This window comes from Brachybacterium vulturis (genome assembly GCF_002407185.1).
Taxonomy (GTDB): Bacteria; Actinomycetota; Actinomycetes; order Actinomycetales; family Dermabacteraceae; genus Brachybacterium; species Brachybacterium vulturis.
Map to the genome: position 1 here is coordinate 2,472,687 of NZ_CP023563.1, position 26,184 is coordinate 2,498,870.

Consider the following 26,184-nt stretch of genomic DNA (forward strand, 5'->3'; position numbering starts at 1 on the left):
GTGTGGCGAGGGAGTCGGCCTACGGGGTGCTGGGTCGCGGTTCATACAATGCTTTTTCACCGTCATGGAAATATTAGCGACACGACGCAGTGTCGAGATCGATGCCGAGATTGGCCGCTGGGTGCCGCCAGAGCGCATGAGCGGCTCTCGGTGCGGGGCTCGGCGCCACATGCAGGGCCTACCGGCAATGTCGTCCAGCAGTGCTGACATGGAGTCGGTGTCGATGCGGAGGTGGACACGGGAGGGCTTGAGCGCGGAATGCCGCCCGCCCGACCCTCTCGATAGACCGCCGATAATGTACGTTATGTAAAGTCAAGGTGAGGGGGCGCCTGGAATGGGCTCCCCTCGTGCGGGCACTGCCCCTGCCCGATCCACCTCACACGGACTCCACCGTCGTGATCATGACGCAGTTCTTCAGACCCTTGGGGCGGTCGTAGGTGAAGCCGAGCCGCTCGTACAACCGGCGGGTGCCGTTGTAGAGGAAGGACGAGGACATCTTCTTCGTCTGATGCGTCAGGTCGTGCGGATAGCTCTCGACCGTCCCGCCGCCGGCTGCCGCGATGTGCTCCAGCGCGCCGGTGATCGCCAGCTCGGTGACTCCCTGGCGCCGGTGGCGCTTGTCGACGAAGACACAGGTGATCCGATAGTCCGGCGCCGTCGTGCTGGTGGCGTCGTACTGCTTGCGGTGATGGATGGTCGGCAGCTCCTCCGGGGTGCCGTACTCGGCCCAGGCGATGGCCTCCTCGCCGTCCATGACCAGCGCCGCGTGCGCCGTGCCCTGCTCGACGTGGGCCTTCTTCAGGAGGCGGTTGCCCTCGAAGCTCTGGCCCTGCTCTTCGCAGTCGGGATGGAAGTACAGGCACCAGCAGCCGCCGAAGATGCCGTTGTGCCGCTGCACCAGGGCCTCGAAGGCGGGCCAGGTGTCGCTATCGAGCGCCTCGATGCGAAATGACGGCGGCGCGGGCGTGTCAGTCATCGGTGCTCGCCATCGGTGCCGGGGCGCAGACGACTCCCCTGTTGCCATCCTGGTCGGCGAGCACCACGAGCGACGGTGCCTGGCTGTCATCGACGACGGTCCCGCCGGCGGCCACCGCGGCGGCGATCCGCTCGGTCGCCACCTCCGGGGTCACGTACACCTCGAGATGGAACCGCTGGCCGTCGGCCTGCGGGACGTCGCCGAACCAGAGATTCGGGACCCGTCCCGTCGCGTCCCGCACCTCGTCGCTCGGCGTGCCACGTCCCTGGGCGTCAGGATCCCCCGTCAGCAGCGCCGCCCACACCGGTGCGATGGTCGCGGACTGCGAGTTGTCCAGGCCCAGCTCGACGTGGCTGACCGCGGCGACGTCGGCAGACAGTTCGTGACGGGCGGCGATCTCGGTGATCCTGGCCGCCAGGTCCAGATCCTTCTGCGTGACCCACTGGGCGACGTGTTCGGTCTCCCCGTCCCGAAAGATCGCGTCGTCGCTGACCAGTTTCAGGTCCACGTGCCGCGCATCCATCGACACGATCGGCTGGTGACCGAGTTCGGCTCCCGCCTCGCCGATGTCGACGAGGAAGCGCCCACCTGCGGCGAAGTCATCGATCTGGTAGCGGGCGTGCAGGCCCTGGGCGAGCTGGCACCATTGCGTCAGCCGGGCTGCGGCGATCTGAGTTCCTCCGAGCATCTCCATGACCTCGACCCTAGGGGTGAGGAGACGGCGGCACCAGATCTCCGGACCCGTGGGATCCTCCCCTGCCGCGGGCTTCTCCGCGTGACGTCGCCGCTCCGCCTCACGCCGGCGGAGCTCAGAATGCGGCGACGACGCCCTCGCCGTCGGACCAGGTGGCCCGCAGCCGGACGGTGCCGTCGAGATCGCCGAGGGTGCGCGCGATGGTGAACGGCGCGCCGTCCAGCAGCTCGTCCCCGGTGGGCAGCGTCTCGCCCTCGTCGACCTCGAGGCTCAGGGTGACCGTCTGGTCCCGGGTCTCGATCGGTTCGCCCTCATCGGTGACGATCCGCAGCTCGGCTTGATCCTGCTCTCCGCAGATCGCCCGGCGGAAGCAGTCCAGCACCAGCTCGTCGCCGAGACCGTCGTAGACGTAGCGCTCCCCCAGCACCGAGTGCTGCATCGTGGTCAGCAGGTGCTCCTCGGCGCCCGCGACCGGTGCGGGGCGGTAGGCGAGCGGCAGGTGGTAGGTGGTCTCCCCCACCCGCACCAGGTGGCACTCCACCCCGACCTCGCCGTCGGGATCGTCGAAGCGGTACGCGCCGAGCAGCTCGATCTCGCCGCTCTCGCCCCAGGAGCGGCCGGACAGGAAGTCGCGCAGGATCTCGGGCTTGGACGGCCGGAGCTCGGCCTGGTAGATGATCGCCATGCCCCCACGGTAGTCCCCGGCTCCCGGCTCCCGGCTCCGGGCCTCAGCCGTCCAGCAGGTCGAGAACCTCACGGAGCGCACCGACCCGGGCGGCCCCGCCGGCCTCGAGCGGGACCCCCGGCGTCTCCAGCAGCACGCCGCGCACGTCGGCCGCCGCAGCGGCAGCGACGTCAGCGGGGCGGTCGCCGACGGCGAGACAGCCCTCGGGTGGCAGCTCGTGGCGCTCCAACAGGGCGAGCACCATGGCCGGGTCCGGCTTGCGGGGGTACCCGTCGGGCGCGCAGACCAGGTCATCGATCGGGAGGTCCAGCGCCGCGATCAGCGCCTGGGCGCTCTCGCGGTCACGGTGGGTGGACACCAGGTTCATCCCGCCGCGCTCCCGCACCGCGGCCAGCAGTGCGCGGGCACCCTCCGTCACCGGCGGTGGATGCTCCTGCCAGTGCTGCTTCGTGGCCTCGTAGGCGGTGCGCAGGCGGTGCTCGGAGACGTGGTGCCGCCCGGCCAGCGTGCTGATCGCGTGGGAGCTGGAGACGCGGGTCAGCCGCGCCACCTCGCCCAGCAGCTCGCTGCCGGGACGGGGGTCGATGGCGGAGGCCAGGGCCCGGTCCACATCCGGATAGGTGTCCGCCAAGGTGCCGCCGAGGTCCCAGATCAGTGCCTGCATGCCCGCCATTCTGACAGCTGGGTCGTGGATTGGTCACAGCTGTCGAGGCCGGTGTTGACTGGGCCCGTGCCCCCGATCGATCAGCTCCTGGAGCTCTCCGTGCTGACCATCCTGCTCCTGATCGGGGCCGCCTTCCTCGCCGGCTGGGTGGATGCGGTGGTGGGCGGCGGGGGCCTGATCCAGCTGCCAGCCCTGCTGACCGCCCTGCCGGAGGATGCCTCCACCGGTGCGGTGCTGGGCACGAACAAGCTCGCCGCCGCCGCGGGGACAGCGGTGTCCTCCTGGACGTACGTCCGCCGGATCGTGCCGGTCGCCGCCACGGTGGTGCCGCTGTTGGTCTGCGCGCTGCTCGGCAGCGCGGTCGGGGCGGGACTGGCGGGCTTCATCCCCAAGCCGTGGCTCTCCCCCATCGTGCTGCTCGCCCTGCTGGCCGTCGGCGCGTACACGCTGCTGCGCCCCTCGATGGGACTGGAGCACGCGCCCCGCCACAGCGGCCGTGCGCATCTGCTGCGCTCCGGCGGGATCGGCGGCGTCATCGGCGTGTACGACGGCATCCTCGGCCCCGGCACCGGCAGCTTCTTCATCATCGCGATGGTCGCCCTGCTGGGGTACGGCTTCCTCGAGGCGAGCGTGCATGCGAAGCTCGCGAACCTCACCACCAACGTCGGTGCGCTGCTGGTCTTCGGGACGCAGGGCGAGGTGTGGTGGATCCTGGGAGCGGTGATGGCCCTCGCGAACGTGCTCGGCGGCTATCTGGGGGCGCGCCTCGCACTGAGACTCGGCTCGGGATTCGTCCGCGGGGTGTTCCTGGTGGTGACCGGGGTGCTCGCGCTGCGCCTGACGATCGACACGGTGACGCTGCTCACCTGATACGGCGCCAGGACGGGAATAGGGCTCCCTGCGGCCTCGTTGCACTGGGAGTCACCGTTCGCCGCGCACTGCGGCCCGTCGCCCTGGAGGTCATGATGGATCCGACGACCCTGTTCAGCTACGAGCGCCACGTCGACTCGCGCTCCCTGCACGGGCGGACCCTGCTCGTCACCCTCGGCGCGTACAGCGACGCGGGCGATGCCCAGCAGCTGATCGACGACCAGCTGCTGAACTCGCTGTCCAGCCGTGTCATCGGCCGTCTGGACATGGACCAGGTCTACGACTACGCCGGGCGTCGCCCGGAGGTGACCCTCCAGCTGGACCATTTCGCCGACTATGAGAAGCCGGAGATCCTGCTGCACGAGGTCTCCGCGGCCGACGGTGAGACGTTCTTCCTGCTCACCGGGCCGGAGCCGTCGTTCCAGTGGGAGCGGGTGGCCAGCGCTCTGCAGATCGTGGTCGAACAGCTCGGCATCGAGCGGACCCTGCTGCTGCAGGGATTCCCGGCACCGGTCCCCCACACGCGCGAGCTGCCGGTGACGCGGTTCGCCGGGGATCCCGACTCGATCAGCGTGCGCCGCACGATGCCGGGCTCGTTCCGGCTGCGCGCCCCGTTCACCGCGCTGCTGACGATGCGGCTGGCCGAGAGGGGTCACGAGGTGGTGGGGCTGACGGTGCACGTCCCCCAGTACCTGCACGAGATGACCTATCCCGACGCCGCGCTCGCGCTGCTCGGCGCGATCACCGAGGAGCATGGACCGCAGCTGCCGATCGAGTCGCTGGAGTCCCAGGCCGGACCGGTGCGCGAGGCGGTCGCCGCCCAGATCGATGCGCAGCCGGCGCTGCAGGAGATGGTCAGCGGCCTCGAGGCCCGCTTCGACCGGATGATCACCTCGGGCGCGGGCGCGGAGGTCCCCACCGCCGAGGCGATCGGGGCCGAGGTCGAGCAGTACCTCGCGAGCTTCGAGCAGGAGGACCGGGACAAGGGCACCGGCGGCCCGGACGCCGAGCCTCCTGAGCCCGGCGCTCCGGACGGCGACTGCGACGACGGTCCGGGCCCCGACGGTCGCGCCCCGACCAGCGACTGACATCCGGGGCACGTCCTCAGCGCAGTGCGATCCGCTCGCGGTGCACCTCGGGCGGCAGAGCCGGATCCACCACGGCGGTGACCTGGATGCCGGTGAGGGTGACGTTGCCGGCAAGGGTGGTCATGAAGGCGGTGTCGGCCGCGTCCTGACCGGTCGCGATCCGCATCATCGAGGCGCGCGGCGCCAGATGGGTCGCATCGACCGCCAGCCACTCCCCCTCGATCAGCGCCTCGACCACCAGGTGGAAGTCCATCGGGCTCAGGCCCGGGGCGTACACCGAGGAGCAGCGCGCCGGGAATCCCCCGGCGCGCAGGAGCGTCGCGGTGAGATGGGCGTAGTCCCGGCACACCCCCTGGCGCGAGACATAGGTGGACCGCGCGGAATCGGTGATCGAGCTCGATCCCGGCACGTAGTCCAGATGATCGTGCACCCAGTCGACCACGGCATCGAGCGCGTCGGTCCCCTCGCGCCCGGAGATCACCTCGGCGGCGATCTTCTCGAACTCGTCGACCTCGCAGTAGCGCGAGGGGCGCAGATGCAGCACCCCATCCGCCTCCTGGACCGTGGGCACCGCCGCGGGGCCCGCGCCGCGGGCCTCGTAGGTGATCTCGACGGTCCCCTCGGGCAGGCCCTGCACCAGGTGCAGACGACTGCCGAAGCGGTCCCGGGCCTCCGAGACCGGATGCTCGACCCCGTCCGCCCTCACTGACAACGATTCCTCGATCAGCGGTGCCGAGGAGGCCGCCACCAGCAGGGCGACGTCGGTCCCGGCGGCCACTTCGGCCCTCATCCACGCGTGCGCATGTCGTTCCACCCCTCCAGTGTCCCGCATCAACCCCACCGCCGCCGGGTGACGGAGAGATTGCCGCGAGGTGAGGGCGGACATAGGGTGATGACCCAGACGTCACCGACGACCGGACGGCCCGCCCGACGTCACCGCCGTCAGCAACCAGAACTGAGAAGTCGATGCACACCGATGCCCTCCAGCATGACGAGCGCGAGGCCTTCGCCCGGACGTTCCTCATCCTCGGCCCCGCGGCGCCGACCATCCTGCCGGGCTGGGACGCGGCGGAGCTGCTCGAGCATCTGCTGGGGCGTGAACGCGCCCCGCACCTGGTGGTCGGGGCGAGACTGCCCGGCCCGCTCGGACGGCGCGCCGCGGCCGCCCGCGCCGCCGAGCGGCAGCAGCCCTGGGAACGCCGGGTGGGAGCCTTCCGCGACGGTCCGGGACGCCTCTCCCCCGTCGGCCGGATCGACGCGCTGAGCGGCCAGGGCGAGCTGCTGATCCATCACGAGGACCTCCGCCGTGCGCAGCCCGGCTGGACGCCGCGCCGGCTCCCCGCCGAGACGGCGGCGGATGCCTGGCGGGCCGTCGGCCTGATGGCGCCGCTGGCGATGTCGGTCCGCGCAGAGGTCACACTGGTCTCGCCGCTGGGCGGCCGGCGGCTGCGCTCCCGCCGTGCGGTGGGGAGCCTGCGCGTCCACGGGGACCCGCTCGAGCTGCTGCTGTGGGTGAGCGGCCGCGATGAGGTCGCCGGGGTCAGGATCCACGGTGACCAGGCCGCGCTGCAGGCGCTGCAGGAGGGCCGACGAGGACTGTGACGCGGCAGGGCCGGCCCGGCGATCGGTGACGCTCAGCCGCGCTCGAGCAGGAACAGCCGCGGATGATGCCCCTTCTGGAAGAAGCGGTGCTCGCGGACCGGTCGCCAACCGGCCGGAGCGGTCTCCAGGACCCGCTGCATGCGGGTGATCTCGTGGGTGAGCACGCCGAGTCGAGCCACCGGTGCGGCCAGCTCGGTGGCCCGGGCGAGCAGCTCGGCCAGCAGCTCCTCGTTGGTCTCGTGCTCGCCGTGCAGGGTGCCCCAGGGCGGATTCGTCACCAACCGGCTGAAGCCGGGCTCGAGCACCGCCGTGCGCACGTCCCCCTGGATCCAGTCGATACGACCCTTGCGACGTGCCGCCCGCTGATGGGCCCGGGCGGCGTCGATCGCGGCCGGGTCCAGGTCCACCCCCACCGCACGGGCCGGGGCCGCGACGTGCAGCTGCTCCACCAGGAAGGTGCCGGAGCCGCAGGTCATGTCCAGCAGCGAATCCTCCGCACCCACGTCCAGGAGATCCAGCACGGTGGCGGCGATGGTCGCGTTGACCGCTCCGGGGTAGTTCACGGTGCGCCAGGCGCGGGTCGCCAGCGGCCGCGGAGTGGTGCGCAGCAGCACCTGCCAGGTCACGGGGGTCGCCCCCTTGCGCACCCGCACCACCAGGTCACCCTCCCCGTCCACCGGCAGCTCCGCCAGCTCGGCCAGCGAGCTCGCGAGCCGGCGCATGTCCGGGGTGCCGGCGCCGGCGGCCTCGAGCCGCAGAGCATGGAACGTCTGGCGGGGACGCTGGCGACGGATCTCCTCGAGCAGCTCCGCGAGGCGCTGCTGGACAGAGGTCTCGAGCAGCTCCCGGGGCCGCCGGGCACGAACGGTGAGGCTCGTCGAGGCCGCGACCACGCGGCGCAGCGAGCGCACCGCGTCGAGGTCCTCGGTGCGCAGGGCCAGCTCAGTGGGCCCGATCTGACGGACCGCACCGAGCTCCCGCGCCTCCTGCAGCGCGCTCGCCCCGCAGCCGTCGAGCACCTCGAGCACCAGATCGTGCGTGATCTGCGACATCCGCTCTCCCCTGTCAGCCTGATTCCGGACGATTCACGCAGGCTACCGCCCGTCGCAGTGCCGGTGTGCAGTCTCGAGTCGGTAGACTGGCGGACGTGTTCATCGTGAGTGTGTGTTCCCTCAAGGGCGGCGTCGGCAAGACGTCCGTGACCCTCGGCCTGGCGTCCGCGGCCCTCCACCAGGGGGTGAACACGCTCGTGATCGATTTCGATCCCCAGGGCGACTCCACCCTCGGACTGCTCGGCGAACCGGCCAGCAGCCTGGACATCGCGGAGGTGATCAGCTCCCCCCGCACCGAGACGATCGACCGGGCCATCATCCCGACCCCGTGGGCCGCCGATGCCGCCTCGCACCTGGACATCATCCCGGGATCGAGCCGCTCCGCGATCATGGACTCCCCCACCCAGAGTCCGAAGGATGTGCGGCGCCTCCACCAGTCGCTGGAGAAGCGCACCCACCAGTACGACCTGGTGCTCATCGACTGCCCGCCCTCGCTCAACGGCCTCACCCAGATGGCACTCGCCGCCTCGGACCGTGCACTGGTCGTCGCCGAGCCGGGATTCTTCGCCGTCACAGCGGCGGATCGTGCGCTGAAGCTCGCCGCCGAGATGCATGAGGACGGCATCGCACCGCGCCTGCAGCCCCTGGGCCTGGCGGTGAACCGCTACCGACCGCGATCGGTCGAGCACCAGTACCGCCTGGCGGAGCTGCGAGAGCTGTTCGGTGACGCGGTGCTCGAGCCCATCATCGAGGAGCGGGTGGGACTGCAGCAGGCGCAGGGCGGCGCCGTGCCGCTGCACAAGTACGAGGGAGCCTCCGGCAAGCGGCTCACCGAGGACTTCGATGCCCTGCTGCGCACCGTCATGGACTCCCGCCAGAACTCCTGAGCCGGCCCCGCATGACAGAACGGCGAGCCCCTTCCCGGGGCTCGCCGTTCTGTCGTGCGGTGGTGGGCGGCGCTCAGCCCGCCTGGCGGGAGCGACGGCGGGCCGCCAGCTCGTCCTGCAGGGCGAGGGCGGCGTCATCGGCCGGATTGACGCCCGGCAGGCTCAGCAGGTCGTTCTCGACCTCGCGCCAGACCCGTCCCACAGCGATGCCGAACACGCCCTGGCCCCCCTGGACCAGGTCGAAGACGTCCTCGGCGGAGGTGCACTCGTACACCGAGGCGCCGTCGCTCATCAGGGTGATGCCGGCGAGGTCGTCGATGCCGCGCTCGCGCAGGGCGCTGACGGCCACACGGATCTGCTGGAGGGAGACCCCGGTGTCGAGCAGGCGCTTGACGACCTTCAGCACCAGGATGTCGCGGAAGCCGTAGAGGCGCTGGCTGCCGGAGCCGTGGGCGGCCCGGACCCCGGGCTCGACCAGGCCGGTGCGGGCCCAGTAGTCCAGCTGGCGGTAGGTGATCCCGGCGGCCTTGCAGGCGGCCGGTCCTCGGTAGCCGAGCTCCCCGGGGGTGTCCACCACGTCGTCGAAGAGCACGCCCTGGGCGGGCTCGGCGGGGACAGTGGTCTGTTCAGTGCGATCATCGCCTGGCGTGGCGTTCACGGCTACCTCCGGGTTCCGGCTCTCCGAGGGGGAAGGATGAGAGCACCTGCCCAGGGTAGCGCGAAGACGCCGTCGGCCGACAGCAACGCGCCGCCCGAAGGTCACGGACGGGTGACGGCCCGGTGGGCCTCAGCCCTCCCGGAGCTTGGTCCTCAGCACTGCACCGTGCAGGGTGATCATCGATTCGCCCAGGTCACGGGCGAAATCCTCGGCCTCACCGCGCGCCGCGGAATCGCCCGAGCGCGAGCGCGGGCGCGCCACGGAACGGATCATGTGCGCTTCCCGCTCGGCAGCGGTGCGGAGCATCACCAGGTGCCGGGGGTGCAGCCCTTCGTCGGCGAGATCCCGTGCGGAGGTGACGATCTCCAGCTCGGTGGCGCCGTAGAAGAGCGGCCCCTCGGCCAGCATCCCGAACTGCTCCAGCTCGACGAGGAACTCCTCCTCGACACCGGCCTCGCGGGCCAGGCCGCGCCGGTCCAGACGGACCGCCTGCAGGGTCGAGGTGGGGCCGGGGCGGGAGGCGATCGAGGTGACCTCGGAGTCGACGCCGTGCTCGAGCAGATGCTCCTTGATCACCTTCAGCGGCCAGAAGCGGTCACGCTGGGCGCGGAGCACGAACCGGAGCCGATCCACGTCCTCCCGGCAGTACTTGCGATAGCCGGCCGGAGTGCGCTCGGGCGTGATGAGCCCCTCGGACTCGAGGTAGTGCAGCTTGGAGTGCGCGAGCTCCGGGAACTCGTCGCGCAGGATCTCGAGCACCTGACCGATGCTGAGCCGGGAGGCCGCGGACGAGCTCGGCCTGCGCGAGGCAGAGGCCGGCATCGGGTCAGTCCGTCCCGTCGAAGCCGTAGTAGGTCAACCGGTACTTCCCGATCTGCACATCCTGCCCGGACTGCAGCCGGGCCTCGTCCACCCGGTCCTTGCCGACATAGGTGCCGTTGAGCGATCCCAGGTCCCGCACCAGGAAGCCGTCCCCGTCACGCATGAAGGCGGCGTGCTTGCGCGAGACCGTCACGTCGTCGAGGAAGATCTCGCTCTTGGGGTGACGCCCCGCGACGGTGGTCTCGGAGTCCAGCAGGAACCGGGCACCGAGATTCGGGCCCTTCCGCACGATGAGCAGCGCACTGCGCGGAGGCAGGTTGTCGATCGCCCGTCGATCCTGGGACGAGAGACCGGGCTCGGCATCGTCCACGGGGTCGTTGGGCGAGATCGCGCTCAACTTCGACGTGTGGTCGAGATTCTCGTCGTTCCACTCGGTGTTCCCTGACACCGCGCACCCCTTCCTGGCCTGCTGCGGATCCTGTGCGATGAGCGCAGAGGATTCGGCACCCTCATCTTCGCATGCCGGGGCCGCCCGGCGGGAACTTCCGGGCCACGTGGGGACAAGAATTGACGATCATTTGACCACTCGTGAATGCTCCGGCGCGCTGAGCTCCACCGTGGCCTCGATCCGCACGTCGTCGTCCGCGTTCGCGGCGAGGCTCCCGCCGTCCCCGGCGACCGAGTCCGCGGCACCTCCGGGGATCTGCAGCGCGGGCTCCATCACCGAGGGGTCGCCGATCGCCCGCACCACATAGGGGGCGTCGATCACGGTCCCGTCCACTCGCAGTCGCCCGTCGGCGCCGGTGGTGATGGCGGTCGAGGCGACCACCCGCACGTCGCCGATCTGGATGACCTCCGCCCCGGCATTGCGCAGCTCCTGGACCACGCCCAGCAGGGTCGAGGCGCGTACGCCCTGCTCCGGGTCGGCGATCGACAGGACGATCCCGCGGCCATGGGCCGGCACGGTCCCGGCGAGGATCTCGAGGTCCGCCAGACGATCCTCGGCGGCGTTCTGGGCGGCGACATCGTCCTCCTGGCCGGAGCGCAGCGTCTCCAGCGTGCGCTCCAGCTCAGCGTTCTCGACCTCGAGATCGGAGGTGTGCCGACCGGACTCGTCCAGCAGCCGCACCAGCTCCTGCTGACTGGCGCCCTCGAGGGAGTCTTCGCTCTCGCGCACCTGAGCGGCGATCGACAGGCCCAGCAGCAGGCACAGCAGCCCCACGATCGCCTGGGCGAGGGAGGCCTGCGGGCGCAGGGTGTCGCCCAGGCGCTGCCAGACCAGCCTCTGCTGGCGCGTGGACGAGGCCGTGCGGGTGCCGTCGCTCATGACCGGAACAGGAGGCGCCGGATCGCGGCGGCGTTGGAGAAGATGCGGATCCCGAGCACCACGATGACCGCGGTGGAGAGCTGCGAGCCCACCCCGAGCTGATCGCCGAGGAAGACGAGGAAAGCCGCGATCAGCACGTTGAACAGGAACGAGGTGATGAAGACATGGGAGTCGAACGCGCCGTCGAGGCTGGCCCGCAGACCGCCGGCGAGGGTGTCCAGCGCTGCGACCACGGCGATGGGCAGGTAGGGCTGGAGCAGGACGGGCACATCCGGCTGGACGACCACGCCCAGCACGATGCCCAGCACCAGTCCGATGATGGCGATCACGGGGAATCCTCCTCGCTGCCGCGCGTGGCGGCGGTCGATGGCGCGGGCTGCGGCGCGGTCGGCACGGTCTCGGAGGCGGCCTCCCCGCCCTCGTCGATGACCGCGGCCTCCCGCAGGGTGCCGATGGACCGGGCCGGGACGGCGAGATCCTCCGCCTCCTCCCAGGACCTGCGGATGCCGTAGCGGGAGGAGATCTCCTTCAGGTGCTCCCCCGCCGCCGAGTCCTCGAACCCCGTGCGCAGCTGCTGGGGGTCACCGAGCGCGGTGATCCGGTAGGGCGGGGACAGGGGATGGAAGTCGACCAGCACCGCGGAGCCGGCGGTGCGGATCGCCGTGGTGGGGCCGATCCGCTGCCCGTTCACGGCGATCGCCTCGGCGCCGGCGGCCCACAGCCCGTTGACAGAGAGCTGCAGGTCCCCATCGGTGACCCGGTTGACCGTGCCGGTGCTGACGCCCGGGCTCGCGGGCAGCGGGGCGGAATCGTCGATCTCGAGCACGATGCCGGGCCCGGCCAGGGACACTCCGGTGCCGGCCGCCTCGAAGGCCCCCAGCCGTTCCGCCGCCCCCGTATCGCCCACTTCCAGCACTGCCGCCTGGGCGCCCGCGATCTCTTCCTCGAGCTCCGCGCGGCGGTCCTCGAGCACCTCTGCCTCGGTGCGGGTCTGGCGCACCTCCGCCTCGAGCAGGGCGCGCGGGCTGTCCTCCGCGGCGGCCTCGTGGCGCAGATCCAGCACGGAGACGGCGACCGCGAAGCCGAGCACCAGGGCCAGCAGCAGGGTGATGGTGCGGGTGTACCGGTTGTCCGGCGGAGCGGCCTCGGCGGCCGGATGCTCCTGCGGACGCAGCGGGGCCACGCTGTACGGGTTCGCGGTCAGGGCGCGCAGCAGCGAGGTCGGCGAGTACGGGGTCTCGCCGTGAGGAGTCTCGTGCTCGGGGTCACGCATGCCTGCAGTGTAGGAGCGAGGCCTGCACGGATCCGTCAGACCCGCGGGGCCGAGCCCTGTGCGCCGATTCCGCACACCTGCCGGGTACTCGAGCGGCGGGCGTCCGCGCCAGGGGTGCCGCAGGTCACGCACGCTCGGATTCGCCCTGCGGGACGTAGTCGGGGTACTGTATTCCTCGGTCCTCCGGTCACGGAGGGCTCCGCAGTATTGCGGGCTGTGGCGCAGCTTGGTAGCGCACCTGACTGGGGGTCAGGGGGTCGCAGGTTCAAATCCTGTCAGCCCGACAAATGCCCTGGTGAGAACAAGTTTCTCGCCAGGGCGTTGTCTTTTTTGGCGGCGATGTGACCGCTAGAGTGACCGCTAGAGTCGCGCCGGCTGGAGACCGCACGAGCCTCGGGGTCACCATCACGACGGCGATCGACCTTCGAGTGCCGCACCCGGACCAGGAGCACGCGGGGCGAGCACAGAACGGGGCCGACTGGTGGCCAGGGCCAGAGTCTCCCCCATGTTCTCTCTTCGCCGCGACTCAAGACCAGGCAAGCTGTCTCGCCCGTCGCAAGGCTGCCCTTCCCGTCGGAGCTCCCACGTGGGGAAGAACTACGGCAGTGTCGGCGCGGCCACTCTCGGCTGCCGGGGCATCGATAGCGTTGCGCCCTCACGGTTAATCCACTGGGTCACCTCCCACGTACGCCTCGAAGTGCCCCTGCACCGCGGCTACCCGCCAGGGCGAGCTGGACCCAGGTCGCGGTGGGAAGCCATCCCGCTGCACCGAAACGCATATTTGGCCGTGCGGGCACCATCTGCGGAGTGCTCAAGTTCTATGCGTCAGGCTCCACCAGCTGATTGCTGAAGAGGTGTCCGGCCCTCTGTTGATGAATTTCGTATGACACGTGAACTCAACGTCCGATAATGGCGATTATCAGACATTGGACGGCGCGAGCCAGCTCGCTGAGAGCATTGCTCGATAACCGGTGCATGCTGTGGACGGCGTCCTGGACGCATGGTGTGCTCCACGCGTCACCGGTGTCTTCGACCGAAACTGCGTGGTGCACGTAGATTGGTGAACCCCTGGCATCATCGAATTATGCCGATCGTCCGCAGTACGAAGCCCGCCCTGGACGAGTGGGTCCCGGTCGCTCTCGCCGCACGTATCGTCGGCGTCGACCGCTCGTCCCTGGCCCACCTCATCGACCACGGGCTCGTCCCGAGCCTCGGCCTCGACGCCGTACGTTCCCTGTCCACGAGCGGCGAAGTGGCAGCCAGGAGCTCGGATGACCCCGGCTATCTCGTGGCCCGCTTGGATCTGGACCCCTCCGAGCAACGTATCGTCGAGATGAGCGATGAGCAGCTCTCCCAGTCTGTCGAAGGACCGCACCGGATCCCGGCGAGCTACCGCGACCGTGCAGTGCTGCTGAGCGTCCGGGGATTCGTGATCGCCACAGGGCAGATCGACTCGATGGGCGACCCAGTCGTTCTGCGCACCGACCGGCGGGGTCGTGAGATCACCGCTCGGCCCGTCTTCTTCAGCATCGCGGAACGTCTGAACGATCTCACCGCGCGGCCTGCCCGGGCCGGCGGCGATTCCCGCTGGCTCGGCCGCCGAGCTCGAGTCGGCACGGGTGGGTCTGTCCTCCCGCTCATCCGGTGAGATCCGCAGACCCCCAACGTTTCGGGGTCCTACGAAAAGACCCCTGCGCCCACTTCCCCGGTGTCCGCGACCGCTGGAGACCCACGGAGGGAACCGCCATGACCGACTTCGCCGAGTATGCAGACCCCCGGTTCCTGGAGGACCCGACCACAGTCCCGCTGGTCCTGCGGGCCGCCGAGTTCAGCGACGACGCGGAGGTGCTCGACGGCCTGGCCCACTCCGGCGTGAACTCCGAGGTGCTGCGCAAGATCGCCCACAATCCCGCCACCGCCGAGCGCACGCTGGAGTACCTGGTTGAGCGCGACGAGCGGTGGATGACCTACCCCGTGACTCGGCGCATGGATCTGTCGGCGGAGTTCATCGAGCGCATCGCGCGGCGACTGACGGACCGCAACGCGATCTACCACGCCTCCTCCGCCCCGTGCGCTGACGAGACGACGTTGCGGTACCTCGCCGAGCACCCGTCCGCGCCTGCGGCAGTCGCGGAGACAGTGGGCGCACGGCTGGGCGACATCGTCCACGCCGCGACCTGAGCACGGAAGGGAGAGCTTCACGACGACCCGCACCTACAACCGAATCCAAGCGGCCGAGGTCCGCCACACCTTCACCCTCGCGGACGCCGACCTCACCGGCGACGACCGGGACGCCCTGGCGCGGTGGGACGCGGGCGACGACTCGGGAGCCAGGGCCATCGACGCGATCTTCGAACGATTCGACCCCGATCACGAGGATGTGGTCCTCTGCGACGAACCAGACGACTCTCATATCGGCGTCCGGGAGCGCTGACACTTCCGGCGTGAACGGAAGTTCCTGTCAAGCGGAAGTACGGCAAGGCCCCGGAAAGAATCTACTTCCCGGGGCCTTGCGCACACCCTGTCTTTGGCCCCATCCGCCAACGACGCGATAATTCTATCCGATTCCACTCCGAGTAGATGACCGGTGCTGGTCGCGTGAGTGAAAAAATGTCCTGCGGAGATCGTTTGTCGCCCACTCCATTGGTGAAGCGTTCTGCCGTGGAAAGGCCCACAATGCCTGCTGTCGCCGAATCCGTCACTGCCGGTGATCTGCTGTCGCTCCGCGATCGACTGGTCGAGGAAGTGGAGGAGTACCTGGTGCGCGACGCATCCCCGGGCCTGCGGTCCGGCTGCACGATGGTGTGTCTGATGTGGCAGGCGGTGCTGGTCGCGACCGTCCCGAAGGGCGAGGAAGCTGACAGCATCGCAAGGTGCATGCTCGTCGACACGCTGGCACTGCTGGAGGAGGCCTGACCGACCCCTGACAGGATCGGTGCGCCCACTGGTGGGGAGAATGGACTCAACCGAGCAGGAGGGCAGGCATGGCGATCACCCACTACGAGGTCTTGGGGGTGGACCAGAACGCCACGCGCGCGGAGATCACCGCTGCCTTCCGCGCCCAGATGCGGGCACTGCACGCCGATGTCGGTGGGGACGACGAGCTCGCCAAGAACGTCAGCTCCGCCTACAACGTGCTGTCCAACGCGACCAAGCGCGCTGCTTACGACCGAACACTCGGCCAGCGCCGGGCCTCGAGCCCCGCCCCCGGGCACGCTACGCCGGACGGCGAGTCCCGGCAGGCTGCACGCACGGAACGGAACCGGGTTTTCACCCCGGAAGATGGCGGCCGCGGTGCATCGTTCTCGATGCTGAGCGTGGACCCTTCCACATGGGCGTGGCATGTCGCCGCCAGGAGCGAGGACGACCCCGCGGAGACCGCTGGCACGGGTCCCCGCTCCGTCCTGCGGACAGTGCTGACGGTGCTGTCCTTCCTCGCCTGGGCCGCCGCGGGCGCCGCGGCCGCGTCGACGCTGGGGCTGCCGCTGGCGCGTATCGGTGCCCTGTCCGTCCCACTGGCGCTGCTGAGCGGCTTCATCATTCATCTGGTGTGGTCGGCACTCATGGTCACGCTGGCCGTCCTGCACCGGTGGGGACTGGCATTCTCGCTGATTCTGGCCCTCGCCGCGGCCGTGGTCATCTACCTCGATGCCGGCACTCCCCTGCCGATGATCGGGGCCGGGCTGTGCTACCTCGCCTCCATGGCCACGACCTACGCGTCCTTCGGCGTGGCGTTGACCCGAGCCGGGTCCCGTGAGGGCAACGGGGTGATCGATTCCTCGTTCATCACTCAGGTCGGCGCGACGACCCTCGGTGATCGCCACGCCGACATCGATCGACTGCTCGGGGCGTTGAAGCTCGCGTTCGGCCACCGGACGGGAGCGCGGGTGATCCTACTGCCGGACCGCGTCACCCCACGCCCGGGTAGCTCTCCGGTCCGTGCTCAGGTCGCGGTGGTGGTCGGGAAGACCCTCCACCTGATCGCGATCCCGCCGTTGGGTCGGGACGGGCTGGAGATCTCCGGCTCGGACGTCATCAGCGACGGCCAGGTCCACCGCAACGTCGTGCGCGACGAGGTCGCCGCTCTCGCGGAACGCTTTGGCCGCGGTGGCCAGGCCCGCGGCTACGTCGTGCCCACGCGTCTCACCACCGAGCCACCGGCAGATACCCAGGCTCACGGAGTGGTGTTCGGGTCACTCGGCCAGGTCATCGACGCCATCGGTTCCGCCGCTGGCGCAGACCTCGACAAAGAGGACGCCCTGTACCGTCACCGCGCACTGGAGTCAATGTCGCTGCTGGTATGAGCGTCTCCACCCGACTCGTCAGCTCACGACCAGGTCGTGCTCGATGATCTGGGCGATCTCGCCGGTGGTCACGGGACGGTGCCAGGTGTCCCAGCCGACGTGGACCTGTCGGGGCCGGGAAGGGTCGGTGGCCGAATCGACGTGTAGATCGCCATGCAAAAGCACGTTGCCCTCGTCTCGCAGCCGCCACTGGCCCGCGCGCGGATCGTCGGTGTGGTCGGCCGCGTACGGGAAGTGCGAGAGCATCACGCGGTGCGGGGTCGAGCCGTTGCGGCGCGCGAGCTGCTTCGTCGGAGGGATCTTCACGACCGCGGCGGTGCCGGCCCATTCGATGCCCAGGCCCAATGTCACGCGGAGCGCAGCGATCGACTTCTCGCCAAACAGCGGGTGCGCCCGATCGTGATTACCCAGCACCAGGCGGATGCGACCGTTCAGACGCGGCACGATCCCGGCCAGCCGGCGCGGAGCAACCAGGGACAGGTCCCCGAGATGCCACACCGTGTCCTCCGGCCGCACATGGCGGTTCCAGGCAGCGACGATCGCCTCGTCATGCGCGGCGATTGGCTCCTCGGTGACGTCGTCGATTGAGTCGGATCCGAGGGCGTAGCCGCGCTCACGCGCCATCAGCCGATGGCAAAAGTGGGTATCTGACGTGAAGTGTGTGGCGGCCATCCCGGCATCTTCTCCTCGGCTGAGCTCGTTCACCTGCGCAGTGGGCGAATCGGGATCGTGACGGGACGTCACCGGTCGTGGAGGTATTCATCGAAGGCTTCGCGAGCCAGGTCAAGTATCGTCTCGAGCCGTGCCGTGAGCTCGCGTCGCGCCGCGGGCTCCGTGATCCCCAGCTGGCCGATGAGCTCCCGACGCGTCGGGAGGTCCCCGGCGAGGTGCCGGGCGAAGTACGCGCGCGCTACTTCGGCGAGCAACACGGGCTCCCTCCGTAGTCTCCGGTACCGCTCGCGTTCCCGGGCGGCATCGAGCTGCTCGCACCGCGCGATCACGCCGGCGATCCGTGCGGAGCGCTCTCCGGCCCCGGCGTCAGGTTCATCGATCGTGGACAGCCGCGTATCGGTGCTGAGCCCGGGCGCGTCAAGGGGCACCGACTGAACAGGGCGAAGATCCGACTTGGTGATCAGCACTGATTGTCGACCGGGATCTCTGCGGGTCGCGCGCATCCGCTCGTTGTGGAACTTCACAAGCTCTTCGTCGTCGGGTCTGACCTGGAACTCGAGCTCGAACAGCCACTCGGATCTTCTGACCAGGGCCTTGCGACGGTCGTGCGCACTGCTGCCCGGAGTGTCCCCTGTGCCGTCGATCAGGCCGTTGCGGCGGTCGTCGCGGAGGCAGTTCCGGGTCTCCGCTTCGAGGATGGCGGGCAGGTTGCGAGAGTCGTCGAATACCGCGCTGGTGCCGGGCCCGTCCTTTGCGCGCCACCGTTGGTGGACCATCTTCATCAGCGCCTGCCCGAGGTACGACAGTGCGACGCCGCCGTCGTCGGAGCTGAGCCTGGCCACACGCCGAACCCGGGCGAGAACACGGCGTATGGAGGCCTCCTCCTGTTGTACGAATTGGTCCAACAGACCGCTGGCTTGCGCCGGATCTCGGGCATGCAGGATGGCGCAGAGCTCCGACTTCCATGGAGTCTCCAGAGTGTCTGGATCGCAGGTGCAGCATGCACTGTGCTGGCGACCCCGACCTGCCCAGGGCGAGTCACTCATCGATCGGCGCCCCATGACGGCGTTGGGGTTGTCCACCGGTTGCGGCTGCGGTTCAGGCCCACGCATTGCGACAGTGGTGATCGTCCGGACTGGCGCTCACTCGTTGAGCTGGCGCGAGTCTTCGTGGTCGTCATCGCGTCTCCTCACACGCCTCGATATCCAGGAAGCCGCTCGGCGAGAGGGGCGCTGCCGCCGTCCTCGTTCGCGACTCACTGAAGCCAACGCGTATCTGTAGATGCGGCGAGCATCACACACGCATCCAGAGAACACAACCTGTAGACGCGGGCCCGATGTGTTGCGCATCTACAGATTGCCAGCTGTCGCATCCGGGAGTACCGTCGATCACGCCCAGGCGGTAGGCGACGACAACCCTCAGTGCCCATCGCCACTCGAAGTGGAGGTCACGATGCCGGACACCCCGAAGCCGGAGGACTCACCCACCGAAGACGTTCCGCACCTCGCAGAGCGACTCGACCTGCTCTTCCGCACGGTGCCTCTCACCCCAGACAGCGCCAAGCTCCACACATCGACCAGCGTTGTCGAGGCCCTCGCCGAGCAGGGCATATCGGTCACCCCGAACCACATCCGCGCGTTGAGAACAGGCAGACGAAACAACCCCTCCTTTCGCCTCCTCGCAGGGCTTGCCGACATCTTCCGTGTACCGCTGGACTACTTCGTCAACGACACCGTCGCAGGCGAGCTCCACGACTCCCTCGAAGCACTTGCCGTCATCCGCGACACCGGCGTGCAACAGATCATGCTGCGCGCGCATGGGGTCTCCAGCGAGAGTCTCGACTCCGTGCTTGCGCTGCTCGACCAGATCCGCCGTATCGAAGGACTCGACGATCCAGACGCGCAGAACAGCCAAGGAAGCTGAGGGACGCCAGACGGTGAGCCTGATGGGCCGGTTGATGCCCACGATCATGCGCCTGCGCCGCTCCAACAAGCACCACCGCACTCGAGAGCGCGTCCGCCGCCGCCTCCAGGACCTCACCCTGCACCCCGCTCGGACTGATCCCCCACGTCTGAGACGAACCGGAGTCCACATCGCCTCGCGCCAGGACCGGGGCTGGATGATCCACACGGTCTCCCCCACGCAGTCCACCGCCAAGGGAACAGTCCTCTACCTTCACGGCGGAGCATGGATGAACGAAGCGGTCATACAGCACTGGTGGCTGATCCAGGAGCTCGCCGTCGAGGCTTCAGTGAACGTCGTGGTCCCGGTCTACCCACTCGTGCAAGCCGGAGGAACCGCCAGAACGGTCCTGCCGCGGATCGCAGAACTCGCCCGCAGCGTCGAAGGACCGCTGATCCTCATGGGCGATTCCGCCGGCGGAACAATCGCGATCTCCACCAACCTGATGCTCAGAAACGAAGGTTCCCCAGCCGATCTCACTGTTCTCGTCTCACCCGCTCTAGACCTGCGGATGGAGAACCCGGAGATCGACGCCGTACAACCCTCAGACCCGTGGCTCGTGAAGCAGGGCCAGCTCCTCCTGAGCGAAATGTGGACCGAGGAGCAGTTCGACGACCCCGTCATCAACCCCATCCTCGCCGACCCGGATGGAATCGGGAGACTCCTCATCTTCAGCGGCACCCGCGACATCCTGAACCCCGACACCCGACTCTTCGTCCAGCACGCCAAGCAGGCCGGCAGCGATGTCGCCTATCACGAAGCAGCCGGCCAACTCCATGTCTACCCGCTCCTCCCGACCCCCGAGGCGAAATCGGCGAGACGAGAGATCGCAGAGGCGGTGAGGGATCTCGTCACGGCCCACCGGGACTCGCGATGATCGGCTACGGACGGAAATCGCCAGAGGTCACAAGAGCGCTACGGGCGGCCGAGGAGATCCTGCCCTCCAGTGGTGACCTTGAGGACCTCCTGGACAACCTCTCTGAATCGCGCGGACGACCACTCCGCGTTCTTACCGCACCACTCGAGTCGAAGATCTCTGGACTCCTCATCTCCACTGACCGCGCGGACTACATCGCAGCCTCCGAACGGGCCTCGCCAGAACGTCTCGTCGCCATCGTGTGTCACGAGGTAGCCCACACTTTGCTCGGCCACGACCACTCGAAGCCAGTGGGGCAGGAGCTCGTCGACAGCGGCCTACTTCGCGGGATCGACTCCCGTCTCGCTGGCTCCGTGGTCACCACTCGTCAGGCCTACGCCCACACCGACGAAGCGGATGCGGAGACGGTCGCGACCTACGTCTCTATCGAGCTGCGACGCCGAGTCATGCGGGGCGGGAACACCTTCTTCGACGAACGCTGGAGGTGACAAGACCCGATGCGCTGGATCCTCTTCGGACTGGGCTTGCTGTTCCTCGCACTCGGTGCCGAACGCGTCTGGAGGCTGCGCCAACAGCCGGCAACGGTCACGAAGAGTTCGATCAACGCCGTGCTGTTCTCCGTGGGCTTGGCCGGACCCGCATACTCATTCGTCATTGCCGGTTCAGCGCTCTACCCGTTCACGCAGGCGCTGTGGCATCTCATGGTGTGCGTTCTCATCGGAGCCCTCGAGCTGACGTTCCTATCGCTGAGGATCCAGCATGTCCAACGGAGGACTATTGCGCGGATCGTCATCCAATCCGCGGCTGTCGCTGCGCTCCTCCTGGCTACACAGGCTGATGCTCTGCGACGGAACATCCCTTCCCAGGGGATCGAGCACGTTTCCGACCATGACGCGACGACGATCGTCTACCTCGTGGTCTTCCCGGCGTACGTGATCTGGGGACTCTCACAGCCCGTGTTCGGGAACATCCCGCGTATACGCAGAGACCTCGGTCGCCGCCCGATCAACACCATTGCCCTTCTTCTCGTGACCATCGGGATCGCCGGGTTCATCATCATCAATGCGATCGTCTCCGTCTTCCTCAACGTTGGACGCGGTGAGTTGAAACAGACCGTCATCGACTTGTCCCCCGCCCCGCTGTTCATCTGTGGCGTGGGAGCAGCGCTGTTGGCGGTTGGGGAACGCATGTACGACGAGATCACCGCGCGAGTCGAGCTCCTGCGTGTGGCGCCTTTATGGCAACGCGCGATCGATCTGTCCGAGCACGAGCTCCACCTCTCAGTCAGACACCTCTCAACACCAGCACGCTTGCAGCGGGCATACGTCGAGATCTCCGACGCTCTGTGCACTATCCGTCTTCGGATCGAAGGGCGCCCCAGCGTCGACTCAGTCGTGGCAGCGCTCGAGCAAGGAAGTGTGACGGATGATCCTTCGGTGCCGACGGTGTCTCAGGCGTTACCGGATCGTACGACCCGGGCAGAAGACCTCCGGCTCATCAACGCCCTCGCGACGACGTACCGACGCCACCGGAAGCTGGAGGCCACGGCGGACATGTGAAATGGGACCCGTAGGCCCTCGCTGAATCCGGTCACGACGCCGGACTATCCAGCGCACCGTTTGGTGGGCCTCTCTCAACCGTTGTCCACTTCGCAGAGCACTCCGCCCAGTGCCCCAGCGACGGCATCGTCGCCTCGGGACAGGTAGACGTCGATCATCTCTTCGATCTGTCCATCCGATAGCTCGTAGGCGACTCGTTCGCGCGGCCAGCCGGCGGCGTCGAGCAAGTCGATGTCCTCATGTAGCTGCTCGCAGGGGCTCAGGGACGCCGTGAACATGATGATTTCTCCTCCTGGTCGGTCTCCCAGCGCCTGGGCAGTGGGCGCGGCGCTGGGTTGGCGGGACAGGTCTACTTCTCGGACTTGCGGGGCGGCATCGGCAGGTAGAACGAGCCGGTGGGCACATCAGCGCGGATCCGCAGCGCGGTGCGTTCGAGCACGACCCAGCCCTTCCGGGCGTGGTGACCGCACAGGTACACCGGCCCCGTGCCGTAATCGACCCTGACCTTCGCTGACGCTGACGGGCACCGGTCGCAGGACTGCCGCTCGGAGGCAACGGTCGGGGACGAGCCGAACAGCGTGTCGGCACGCCGGGGCGGCACCGACAATGGCGTCGCAGCAGGAATACGGGAAAACGTTGTGGTGCTCATGCCCAGCCAGTGGGCGCACGGTCAATCCGGCGGGACGCTCACGCCTCGCTCTCACAGATCACAGAGCCCCGGGGAACGTAGCCCTCATCCTCAACTCGGGCGTAGGGCTCGATCACCGCGTTGTCCTCGACCACGACCCCCTCTCCCACGTGCGCGGCGTGCCCGGTGTCGACCCCGTGGCCGATAAGGGCGCCGTCGCCGATCACTGACCCGTTGAGGCGGGAGAAGTCCCCGACGGCGGCCCGGCTTCCGATCTCGGTGCCCGCCCCGGTGACCACCTGCGTGCCGACCTCGGTTGAGGAGCCGACAAGCGTGCGCTCTCCCAGCCGCGCGCCCGGCTGGATCCGCGCACGGTCCAGCACCTCACAGTCGGCATCGAGCTCGGTGGGGAGACTCTCCGGGTTGCGACGGGCGGGGCCTTCGAGCTGCGCGGACTCACCGACCTCCACGCCGTCGCGGACTCGGATCGCACCGTTCAGGCTGGCACCGGCTCCGATAGCGACTCCGTCGCCCAACATGCTGAGGCTCTCCTTCCCGCCCGCGACCGTCGCACCGTCGCCCATCGACAGCTCCCCACGCACGTAGGAGTCGCTGATCGAGGCCTTGTCCGCCAGGTCGGTGCCGTCCGCGAAGCGGGACCGCTGATCAACCTGGACCCTCACCCCTTCGCCGATCTCGGCGCTGTGGCCCCAGGTGGCTCCGCCGAGCAACCGGCTGCGAGTTCCGACCTTCAGCTCGTCCCCGAAGGTGCCCTCCAGTCGGCTGCGGGACCCGATGCTGGATCCATCGCCGATGACCGTACCCGCCTGCAGCTCTGCGGACTTCCCGATGGTGGCCTGCTCGCCAATACGCACTAAGTGGCGGACCTTTGCACGGTCCTCGATCTCGCTGCCCTCTCCGACGGTGGCGCCCTCGTCGATCGTCACCTGAGCACCGATGCTGGGTGTCCGCCTCGACCTGCACGTCGCGGCCGAGGCGGGACTCGGTACCGACGGTGCCCTCTTCACCGAGCACCGAGCCGTCTCCGAGCGTGGCGCGTGCCTGAATGGTCGAGTCCTCCCCGACCGTGACGCCCCCTCCCACGGTGACGGCTTCGACCAGCCTCGCCCCGTCCGCGATGTTCGTGCCGGCGCCGATCGTGGACCCGTCACCGACCACGACGCCCTCGCCGATCGTGGCGTCCGGCCCGATGGTCACGTCCGCACCGATGACGGCATCGTCACCGATGGCGACGCTCTCGTCGATCCGAGCGCTGAGGTCGATCTCGACGTCCTCACCGAGCTGCGGACCAGCCCCCGGCTCCGCGACCGCTACGTCGGCCTCGCCCCGGGGGACGGAGCCGAACTCGCCCCTGTTGCCGATCTCCCCCGTGTCGCGCTTGCGCACCTTCGCAGCAGTACCTGCTCGTACCTTCGTCGTCGCCATGACCGACTCCCTTCCTCGTCGTGGTCTCACCGGGTGGAAGTGGGCGGGGTCAGACTCGCGATTCCGGAGGACCATCAGCCCTTTCCTCGCCGGACTCCTGCGACCCTGTCCCGTAACCAGACGATTCGTGACTCCATGACTCGCCGAAACACCACGCCACCAGCGAGGACGTAGCCGACGATGGCGACGATGCGCACCGCGATACCCGCGGACCCTTGGCCGACGTAGCCCGGGAGCGGCCAGCTCACCAGGACCACGCTGCCGAGGGCCAGGATGATGCCGAATGCAGCGACCCAGGCGTGGAACCGGCCCGGTGCCTCGAAGTCGCCGGGGTCCAGGCATGGACGAGCGATGCGAACGTACGGGCCATCGCGAGGTACACGGCGGCACTGAGCACGGTGGCCACTACTGGCCTTCCCACAACCGGGTCGCCGATCCGTCTGATCGCGTCGGGGATGTCGATGGCCACGGAGAGAGCAACGGTCGCGATGATCGCGCCGAGAAGCGTGAAGAGCCCGTCCGGATCCAGCCAGAACCCGTATCCCTCCGGGTGGACGAACCGCTTGATGCGCTCGAGATTCACGGGTCAGCCTTCCTGTCGCATGGTGCTCACGTTCTCGCAGTGGGCGAGCTCGCCCTGCCACAGGACGAAGCGGTCACTGCCAGGAGCTCGGCTCGGTCATGCCGTGATCGCGGCAGCGGATCGGGATCACGAACTCGACGTCCTCCCTGGCCAGCTCCTCTACGGGCAGTCCACTGTCTCCGCGCTCGATCAGGCCCGCATGCTGGTGCCACGGAATCACGCTGCGATCCACGTCGGACCACGCATCGCCCAGAAGTGTCTCGGTCGCGTCGTCGAGCTCGTCGATACTGCCGTCGCTGCGGACCCAGCGGATGCCGCGCAAGGTGTCTTCGGGGCGTTCGAGCTCGTCGTACTCGGCAGCGATCCCGATGGCGACCGCATCAGCTGGTGCCTGGTCGGCAGCTGTCCGGCTCATCGAGTCGATGGCCATCTCGTTGACCTCGACGCTGAGCATCTCGTAACGCTGGAACGCCCGGATCGCCTCCTGTCTCTTCGCCGCGTACCGCTGCTCGAAGTCAGGTCCGGGAGGCGGGGTAACCCCGTCGGCGGCCGTCCCGACAGCGACGGTCGCCTCCCCGCGGGTGACGGACCCGAACTCGCCACGGTTACCCTTCTCGCCCGTCTCGCGCTTGCGAACGATGCTGCTCATCACGTGCCTCCTGATACTCGACGCGGCCCCCGCGGAAGTGGGCGGGGCGCTCAGGCGAGTTCTTCGCAGTCGGTCTCGAGCTTCTTCAACATCTTGTAGTCATCGCTGGTTACCGACAGATCGTAGATGGCAAGCACGTCCACATACTGCGCGGCGTACCGGCACTCGGCGACATCGCTGGGCGCGTCCCAACCGGGATACCACTCGGCGATGGAGTCGTCGCTCTTCGACATGTTCGCTGAGGCGTCGACGGCGACGAGGTTTGCCGAGTCGTTCGCGAAGGCCTCCCGCTTCTCGCTGCTCCAGTCCTCGGCGCCGGAATACCAGGCGTCGCTGAGGGAGACGATGTGGTCGATCTGCACGTCCTCGCTCAGGTTTCCGTCGATTGTGATCCCCGTGTACGGGTCGTGCAGGGTCCCATCCGTGGCCTCGCAGTCGGACCCGTCCTCGTAGGTGATCTCGACCAGGTCACGGTTCAGGATCTGGTCGCGGGTGTCGCAGCCGTCCCCGACGGACGCCCAGCCGTCACCGAACTCGTCCCGCTCGTAGTCGTCCTCGGAGCGGTCCTGCTCGGCCACGTCCAGGCTCGCCAGCTGCTGCGGGTCGATGCTCGTCGGCCCCGATTCCAGCCACGCGCCGTCCGGGACGGGCTGTGCCTGCGATGAGGTCGGCAGGGCCTCGGTGATCGTGGAGTAGACCTTCGTCAACGCCTCGCGGTTCTCGGTGGCGAACCACCCCATCAACACGATGACCACCACGACGGCGAGGATCCCGCGCAGGCGGCCAAAACGGGAAGGCTTGGTTCTCGAGCTCATGATCTCTCCAGTGGGCGAGGACGCATCTTCGCAGGACGAGGAGACACTTGGGCGCGCTCCGGCCTTGCCCCGACTGTGATGGGGCGTCCAG

General features: G+C 68.7%; 32 protein-coding genes, 1 tRNA gene and 1 pseudogene. 13 read left to right on the top strand and 21 right to left on the bottom strand.

Annotation, left to right across the window (positions count from 1 at the left end):
• Positions 1 to 376: 376 nt before the first annotated feature.
• The 4 genes from CFK38_RS11135 to CFK38_RS11150 all read right to left on the bottom strand — a co-directional run bounded on the left by CFK38_RS11135 (position 377) and on the right by CFK38_RS11150 (position 3,019).
• Positions 377 to 976 (bottom strand): GNAT family N-acetyltransferase, encoded by a 600-nt coding sequence (locus CFK38_RS11135; RefSeq protein WP_096803129.1) that lies wholly within the window; start codon positions 974 to 976, stop codon positions 377 to 379.
• Positions 969 to 1,670, bottom strand: a complete 702-nt coding sequence (locus tag CFK38_RS11140; RefSeq protein WP_096803130.1) for a 4a-hydroxytetrahydrobiopterin dehydratase — start codon at positions 1,668 to 1,670, stop codon at positions 969 to 971. Before CFK38_RS11140 ends, CFK38_RS11135 begins: the two co-directional genes overlap by 8 nt.
• Positions 1,671 to 1,785: 115 nt before the next feature.
• Complete coding sequence (locus tag CFK38_RS11145) at positions 1,786 to 2,355, bottom strand: maltokinase N-terminal cap-like domain-containing protein (protein ID WP_096803131.1); 570 nt, start codon at positions 2,353 to 2,355, stop codon at positions 1,786 to 1,788.
• A gap of 43 nt (positions 2,356 to 2,398) precedes the next feature.
• A complete protein-coding gene (locus CFK38_RS11150; protein WP_096804328.1) occupies positions 2,399 to 3,019 on the bottom strand; it encodes an HAD-IA family hydrolase in 621 nt (206 codons plus the stop codon).
• Between the two features lie 66 nt (positions 3,020 to 3,085).
• Between CFK38_RS11150 and CFK38_RS11155 the strand changes: the two genes are divergently transcribed.
• Both CFK38_RS11155 and CFK38_RS11160 read left to right on the top strand, forming a co-directional pair.
• Entirely contained in the window at positions 3,086 to 3,889 is an 804-nt protein-coding gene (locus CFK38_RS11155; RefSeq protein WP_096803132.1) for a TSUP family transporter, read from the top strand.
• A 92-nt stretch (positions 3,890 to 3,981) separates the two neighbouring features.
• Positions 3,982 to 4,977 (top strand): PAC2 family protein, encoded by a 996-nt coding sequence (locus tag CFK38_RS11160; protein WP_245851011.1) that lies wholly within the window; start codon positions 3,982 to 3,984, stop codon positions 4,975 to 4,977.
• Positions 4,978 to 4,993: 16 nt separating this feature from the next.
• Here the strand turns inward: CFK38_RS11160 and CFK38_RS11165 are convergent, their stop codons facing one another.
• Positions 4,994 to 5,791, bottom strand: a complete 798-nt coding sequence (locus CFK38_RS11165) for a transglutaminase-like domain-containing protein (RefSeq protein ID WP_245851013.1) — start codon at positions 5,789 to 5,791, stop codon at positions 4,994 to 4,996.
• A 152-nt stretch (positions 5,792 to 5,943) separates the two neighbouring features.
• Here CFK38_RS11165 and CFK38_RS11170 point away from each other — a divergent pair, with 152 nt between their 5' ends.
• On the top strand, positions 5,944 to 6,579 hold the full coding sequence (locus CFK38_RS11170) for a TIGR03085 family metal-binding protein (protein ID WP_096803134.1): 636 nt from the start codon (positions 5,944 to 5,946) through the stop codon (positions 6,577 to 6,579).
• Between the two features lie 32 nt (positions 6,580 to 6,611).
• Here CFK38_RS11170 and CFK38_RS11175 read toward each other — a convergent pair whose 3' ends face one another.
• Positions 6,612 to 7,631, bottom strand: a complete 1,020-nt coding sequence (locus tag CFK38_RS11175) for a methyltransferase (protein ID WP_096803135.1) — start codon at positions 7,629 to 7,631, stop codon at positions 6,612 to 6,614.
• Between the two features lie 95 nt (positions 7,632 to 7,726).
• Here CFK38_RS11175 and CFK38_RS11180 point away from each other — a divergent pair, with 95 nt between their 5' ends.
• Complete coding sequence (locus tag CFK38_RS11180; protein WP_096803136.1) at positions 7,727 to 8,518, top strand: ParA family protein; 792 nt, start codon at positions 7,727 to 7,729, stop codon at positions 8,516 to 8,518.
• A gap of 73 nt (positions 8,519 to 8,591) precedes the next feature.
• Here the strand turns inward: CFK38_RS11180 and CFK38_RS11185 are convergent, their stop codons facing one another.
• From CFK38_RS11185 to CFK38_RS11210, 6 genes are all read right to left on the bottom strand, one after another.
• Positions 8,592 to 9,176: a MerR family transcriptional regulator gene (locus CFK38_RS11185; protein ID WP_096803137.1), complete on the bottom strand. Its 585-nt coding sequence runs from the start codon at positions 9,174 to 9,176 to the stop codon at positions 8,592 to 8,594.
• Positions 9,177 to 9,305: 129 nt separating this feature from the next.
• Entirely contained in the window at positions 9,306 to 9,998 is a 693-nt protein-coding gene (ftsR, locus tag CFK38_RS11190) for a transcriptional regulator FtsR (RefSeq protein WP_096803138.1), read from the bottom strand.
• A 4-nt stretch (positions 9,999 to 10,002) separates the two neighbouring features.
• Positions 10,003 to 10,446, bottom strand: coding sequence for an FHA domain-containing protein (locus CFK38_RS11195; protein ID WP_096803139.1), 444 nt, complete (start codon positions 10,444 to 10,446; stop codon positions 10,003 to 10,005).
• A 126-nt stretch (positions 10,447 to 10,572) separates the two neighbouring features.
• Positions 10,573 to 11,325: a DUF881 domain-containing protein gene (locus tag CFK38_RS11200; RefSeq protein ID WP_096803140.1), complete on the bottom strand. Its 753-nt coding sequence runs from the start codon at positions 11,323 to 11,325 to the stop codon at positions 10,573 to 10,575.
• Complete coding sequence (locus CFK38_RS11205) at positions 11,322 to 11,654, bottom strand: small basic family protein (protein WP_096803141.1); 333 nt, start codon at positions 11,652 to 11,654, stop codon at positions 11,322 to 11,324. The genes CFK38_RS11200 and CFK38_RS11205 overlap by 4 nt, the downstream gene beginning before the upstream one ends.
• Positions 11,651 to 12,598 (bottom strand): DUF881 domain-containing protein, encoded by a 948-nt coding sequence (locus tag CFK38_RS11210; protein WP_096803142.1) that lies wholly within the window; start codon positions 12,596 to 12,598, stop codon positions 11,651 to 11,653. Before CFK38_RS11210 ends, CFK38_RS11205 begins: the two co-directional genes overlap by 4 nt.
• A gap of 210 nt (positions 12,599 to 12,808) precedes the next feature.
• On the opposite strand from CFK38_RS11210, the gene CFK38_RS11215 reads away from it, so the two are divergent.
• From CFK38_RS11215 to CFK38_RS11235, 5 genes are all read left to right on the top strand, one after another.
• A tRNA-Pro gene (locus CFK38_RS11215) sits at positions 12,809 to 12,882 on the top strand.
• 800 nt (positions 12,883 to 13,682) lie between these two features.
• A complete protein-coding gene (locus CFK38_RS11220; protein ID WP_096803143.1) occupies positions 13,683 to 14,246 on the top strand; it encodes a hypothetical protein in 564 nt (187 codons plus the stop codon).
• Positions 14,247 to 14,344: 98 nt separating this feature from the next.
• Positions 14,345 to 14,779 (top strand): hypothetical protein, encoded by a 435-nt coding sequence (locus CFK38_RS11225; protein ID WP_096803144.1) that lies wholly within the window; start codon positions 14,345 to 14,347, stop codon positions 14,777 to 14,779.
• A gap of 495 nt (positions 14,780 to 15,274) precedes the next feature.
• A complete protein-coding gene (locus CFK38_RS11230; RefSeq protein ID WP_096803145.1) occupies positions 15,275 to 15,514 on the top strand; it encodes a hypothetical protein in 240 nt (79 codons plus the stop codon).
• A gap of 68 nt (positions 15,515 to 15,582) precedes the next feature.
• Positions 15,583 to 16,902, top strand: a complete 1,320-nt coding sequence (locus tag CFK38_RS11235) for a J domain-containing protein (protein WP_096803146.1) — start codon at positions 15,583 to 15,585, stop codon at positions 16,900 to 16,902.
• A gap of 18 nt (positions 16,903 to 16,920) precedes the next feature.
• On the opposite strand, the gene CFK38_RS11240 is transcribed toward CFK38_RS11235, so the two are convergent.
• Positions 16,921 to 17,607, bottom strand: coding sequence for a hypothetical protein (locus CFK38_RS11240; protein WP_218192309.1), 687 nt, complete (start codon positions 17,605 to 17,607; stop codon positions 16,921 to 16,923).
• A gap of 35 nt (positions 17,608 to 17,642) precedes the next feature.
• The gene (locus tag CFK38_RS11245) at positions 17,643 to 18,479 is read right to left on the bottom strand and encodes a hypothetical protein (RefSeq protein WP_157773459.1); all 837 of its coding nucleotides are present in this window, start codon (positions 18,477 to 18,479) and stop codon (positions 17,643 to 17,645) included.
• Between the two features lie 547 nt (positions 18,480 to 19,026).
• Here CFK38_RS11245 and CFK38_RS17180 point away from each other — a divergent pair.
• The 4 genes from CFK38_RS17180 (at position 19,027) to CFK38_RS11265 (ending at position 21,972) form a co-directional block, all read left to right on the top strand.
• Positions 19,027 to 19,497 (top strand): helix-turn-helix domain-containing protein, encoded by a 471-nt coding sequence (locus tag CFK38_RS17180; protein WP_157773460.1) that lies wholly within the window; start codon positions 19,027 to 19,029, stop codon positions 19,495 to 19,497.
• Between the two features lie 196 nt (positions 19,498 to 19,693).
• Positions 19,694 to 20,413, top strand: coding sequence for an alpha/beta hydrolase fold domain-containing protein (locus CFK38_RS11255; protein WP_157773461.1), 720 nt, complete (start codon positions 19,694 to 19,696; stop codon positions 20,411 to 20,413).
• The gene (locus CFK38_RS11260) at positions 20,410 to 20,901 is read left to right on the top strand and encodes a hypothetical protein (RefSeq protein ID WP_096803151.1); all 492 of its coding nucleotides are present in this window, start codon (positions 20,410 to 20,412) and stop codon (positions 20,899 to 20,901) included. The genes CFK38_RS11255 and CFK38_RS11260 overlap by 4 nt, the downstream gene beginning before the upstream one ends.
• Positions 20,902 to 20,910: 9 nt before the next feature.
• On the top strand, positions 20,911 to 21,972 hold the full coding sequence (locus tag CFK38_RS11265; protein WP_096803152.1) for a hypothetical protein: 1,062 nt from the start codon (positions 20,911 to 20,913) through the stop codon (positions 21,970 to 21,972).
• A gap of 74 nt (positions 21,973 to 22,046) precedes the next feature.
• On the opposite strand, the gene CFK38_RS11270 is transcribed toward CFK38_RS11265, so the two are convergent.
• From CFK38_RS11270 to CFK38_RS11295, 7 genes and pseudogenes are all read right to left on the bottom strand, one after another.
• The gene (locus tag CFK38_RS11270) at positions 22,047 to 22,250 is read right to left on the bottom strand and encodes a hypothetical protein (RefSeq protein ID WP_096803153.1); all 204 of its coding nucleotides are present in this window, start codon (positions 22,248 to 22,250) and stop codon (positions 22,047 to 22,049) included.
• Between the two features lie 71 nt (positions 22,251 to 22,321).
• Positions 22,322 to 22,621: a DUF7455 domain-containing protein gene (locus CFK38_RS17300; RefSeq protein ID WP_172895786.1), complete on the bottom strand. Its 300-nt coding sequence runs from the start codon at positions 22,619 to 22,621 to the stop codon at positions 22,322 to 22,324.
• Between the two features lie 38 nt (positions 22,622 to 22,659).
• Positions 22,660 to 23,547, bottom strand: a complete 888-nt coding sequence (locus tag CFK38_RS11275; protein ID WP_245851016.1) for a hypothetical protein — start codon at positions 23,545 to 23,547, stop codon at positions 22,660 to 22,662.
• Positions 23,548 to 23,611: 64 nt separating this feature from the next.
• Positions 23,612 to 24,388 (bottom strand): annotated as a pseudogene (locus CFK38_RS17900) (hypothetical protein); the annotation flags it as partial.
• Positions 24,291 to 24,629 (bottom strand): hypothetical protein, encoded by a 339-nt coding sequence (locus CFK38_RS11285; protein WP_096803155.1) that lies wholly within the window; start codon positions 24,627 to 24,629, stop codon positions 24,291 to 24,293. The pseudogene CFK38_RS17900 and the gene CFK38_RS11285, both read right to left, overlap by 98 nt.
• Before the next feature lie 73 nt (positions 24,630 to 24,702).
• On the bottom strand, positions 24,703 to 25,281 hold the full coding sequence (locus CFK38_RS11290; RefSeq protein WP_157773462.1) for a hypothetical protein: 579 nt from the start codon (positions 25,279 to 25,281) through the stop codon (positions 24,703 to 24,705).
• Positions 25,282 to 25,328: 47 nt separating this feature from the next.
• The gene (locus CFK38_RS11295; protein WP_157773463.1) at positions 25,329 to 26,093 is read right to left on the bottom strand and encodes an HNH endonuclease family protein; all 765 of its coding nucleotides are present in this window, start codon (positions 26,091 to 26,093) and stop codon (positions 25,329 to 25,331) included.
• Between the last annotated feature and the right edge of the window lie 91 nt (positions 26,094 to 26,184).

What these genes read in the sequence shown, in the direction of transcription:
- CFK38_RS11270 (WP_096803153.1), bottom strand. Translation starts at nt 22,250, where the DNA reads ATGTTCACGGCGTCCCTGAGCCCCTGCGAGCAGCTACATGAGGACATC.
- CFK38_RS11210 (WP_096803142.1), bottom strand. Translation starts at nt 12,598, where the DNA reads ATGCGTGACCCCGAGCACGAGACTCCTCACGGCGAGACCCCGTACTCG.
- CFK38_RS11225 (WP_096803144.1), top strand. Translation starts at nt 14,345, where the DNA reads ATGACCGACTTCGCCGAGTATGCAGACCCCCGGTTCCTGGAGGACCCG.
- CFK38_RS11150 (WP_096804328.1), bottom strand. Translation starts at nt 3,019, where the DNA reads ATGCAGGCACTGATCTGGGACCTCGGCGGCACCTTGGCGGACACCTAT.
- CFK38_RS11135 (WP_096803129.1), bottom strand. Translation starts at nt 976, where the DNA reads ATGACTGACACGCCCGCGCCGCCGTCATTTCGCATCGAGGCGCTCGAT.
- CFK38_RS17300 (WP_172895786.1), bottom strand. Translation starts at nt 22,621, where the DNA reads ATGAGCACCACAACGTTTTCCCGTATTCCTGCTGCGACGCCATTGTCG.
- CFK38_RS11170 (WP_096803134.1), top strand. Translation starts at nt 5,944, where the DNA reads ATGCACACCGATGCCCTCCAGCATGACGAGCGCGAGGCCTTCGCCCGG.
- CFK38_RS11220 (WP_096803143.1), top strand. Translation starts at nt 13,683, where the DNA reads ATGCCGATCGTCCGCAGTACGAAGCCCGCCCTGGACGAGTGGGTCCCG.
- CFK38_RS11145 (WP_096803131.1), bottom strand. Translation starts at nt 2,355, where the DNA reads ATGGCGATCATCTACCAGGCCGAGCTCCGGCCGTCCAAGCCCGAGATC.
- CFK38_RS11140 (WP_096803130.1), bottom strand. Translation starts at nt 1,670, where the DNA reads ATGGAGATGCTCGGAGGAACTCAGATCGCCGCAGCCCGGCTGACGCAA.
- CFK38_RS11295 (WP_157773463.1), bottom strand. Translation starts at nt 26,093, where the DNA reads ATGAGCTCGAGAACCAAGCCTTCCCGTTTTGGCCGCCTGCGCGGGATC.
- CFK38_RS11235 (WP_096803146.1), top strand. Translation starts at nt 15,583, where the DNA reads ATGGCGATCACCCACTACGAGGTCTTGGGGGTGGACCAGAACGCCACG.
- CFK38_RS11200 (WP_096803140.1), bottom strand. Translation starts at nt 11,325, where the DNA reads ATGAGCGACGGCACCCGCACGGCCTCGTCCACGCGCCAGCAGAGGCTG.
- CFK38_RS11255 (WP_157773461.1), top strand. Translation starts at nt 19,694, where the DNA reads ATGATCCACACGGTCTCCCCCACGCAGTCCACCGCCAAGGGAACAGTC.
- CFK38_RS11230 (WP_096803145.1), top strand. Translation starts at nt 15,275, where the DNA reads ATGCCTGCTGTCGCCGAATCCGTCACTGCCGGTGATCTGCTGTCGCTC.
- ftsR (WP_096803138.1), bottom strand. Translation starts at nt 9,998, where the DNA reads ATGCCGGCCTCTGCCTCGCGCAGGCCGAGCTCGTCCGCGGCCTCCCGG.
- CFK38_RS11175 (WP_096803135.1), bottom strand. Translation starts at nt 7,631, where the DNA reads ATGTCGCAGATCACGCACGATCTGGTGCTCGAGGTGCTCGACGGCTGC.
- CFK38_RS17180 (WP_157773460.1), top strand. Translation starts at nt 19,027, where the DNA reads ATGCCGGACACCCCGAAGCCGGAGGACTCACCCACCGAAGACGTTCCG.
- CFK38_RS11265 (WP_096803152.1), top strand. Translation starts at nt 20,911, where the DNA reads ATGCGCTGGATCCTCTTCGGACTGGGCTTGCTGTTCCTCGCACTCGGT.
- CFK38_RS11160 (WP_245851011.1), top strand. Translation starts at nt 3,982, where the DNA reads ATGATGGATCCGACGACCCTGTTCAGCTACGAGCGCCACGTCGACTCG.
- CFK38_RS11260 (WP_096803151.1), top strand. Translation starts at nt 20,410, where the DNA reads ATGATCGGCTACGGACGGAAATCGCCAGAGGTCACAAGAGCGCTACGG.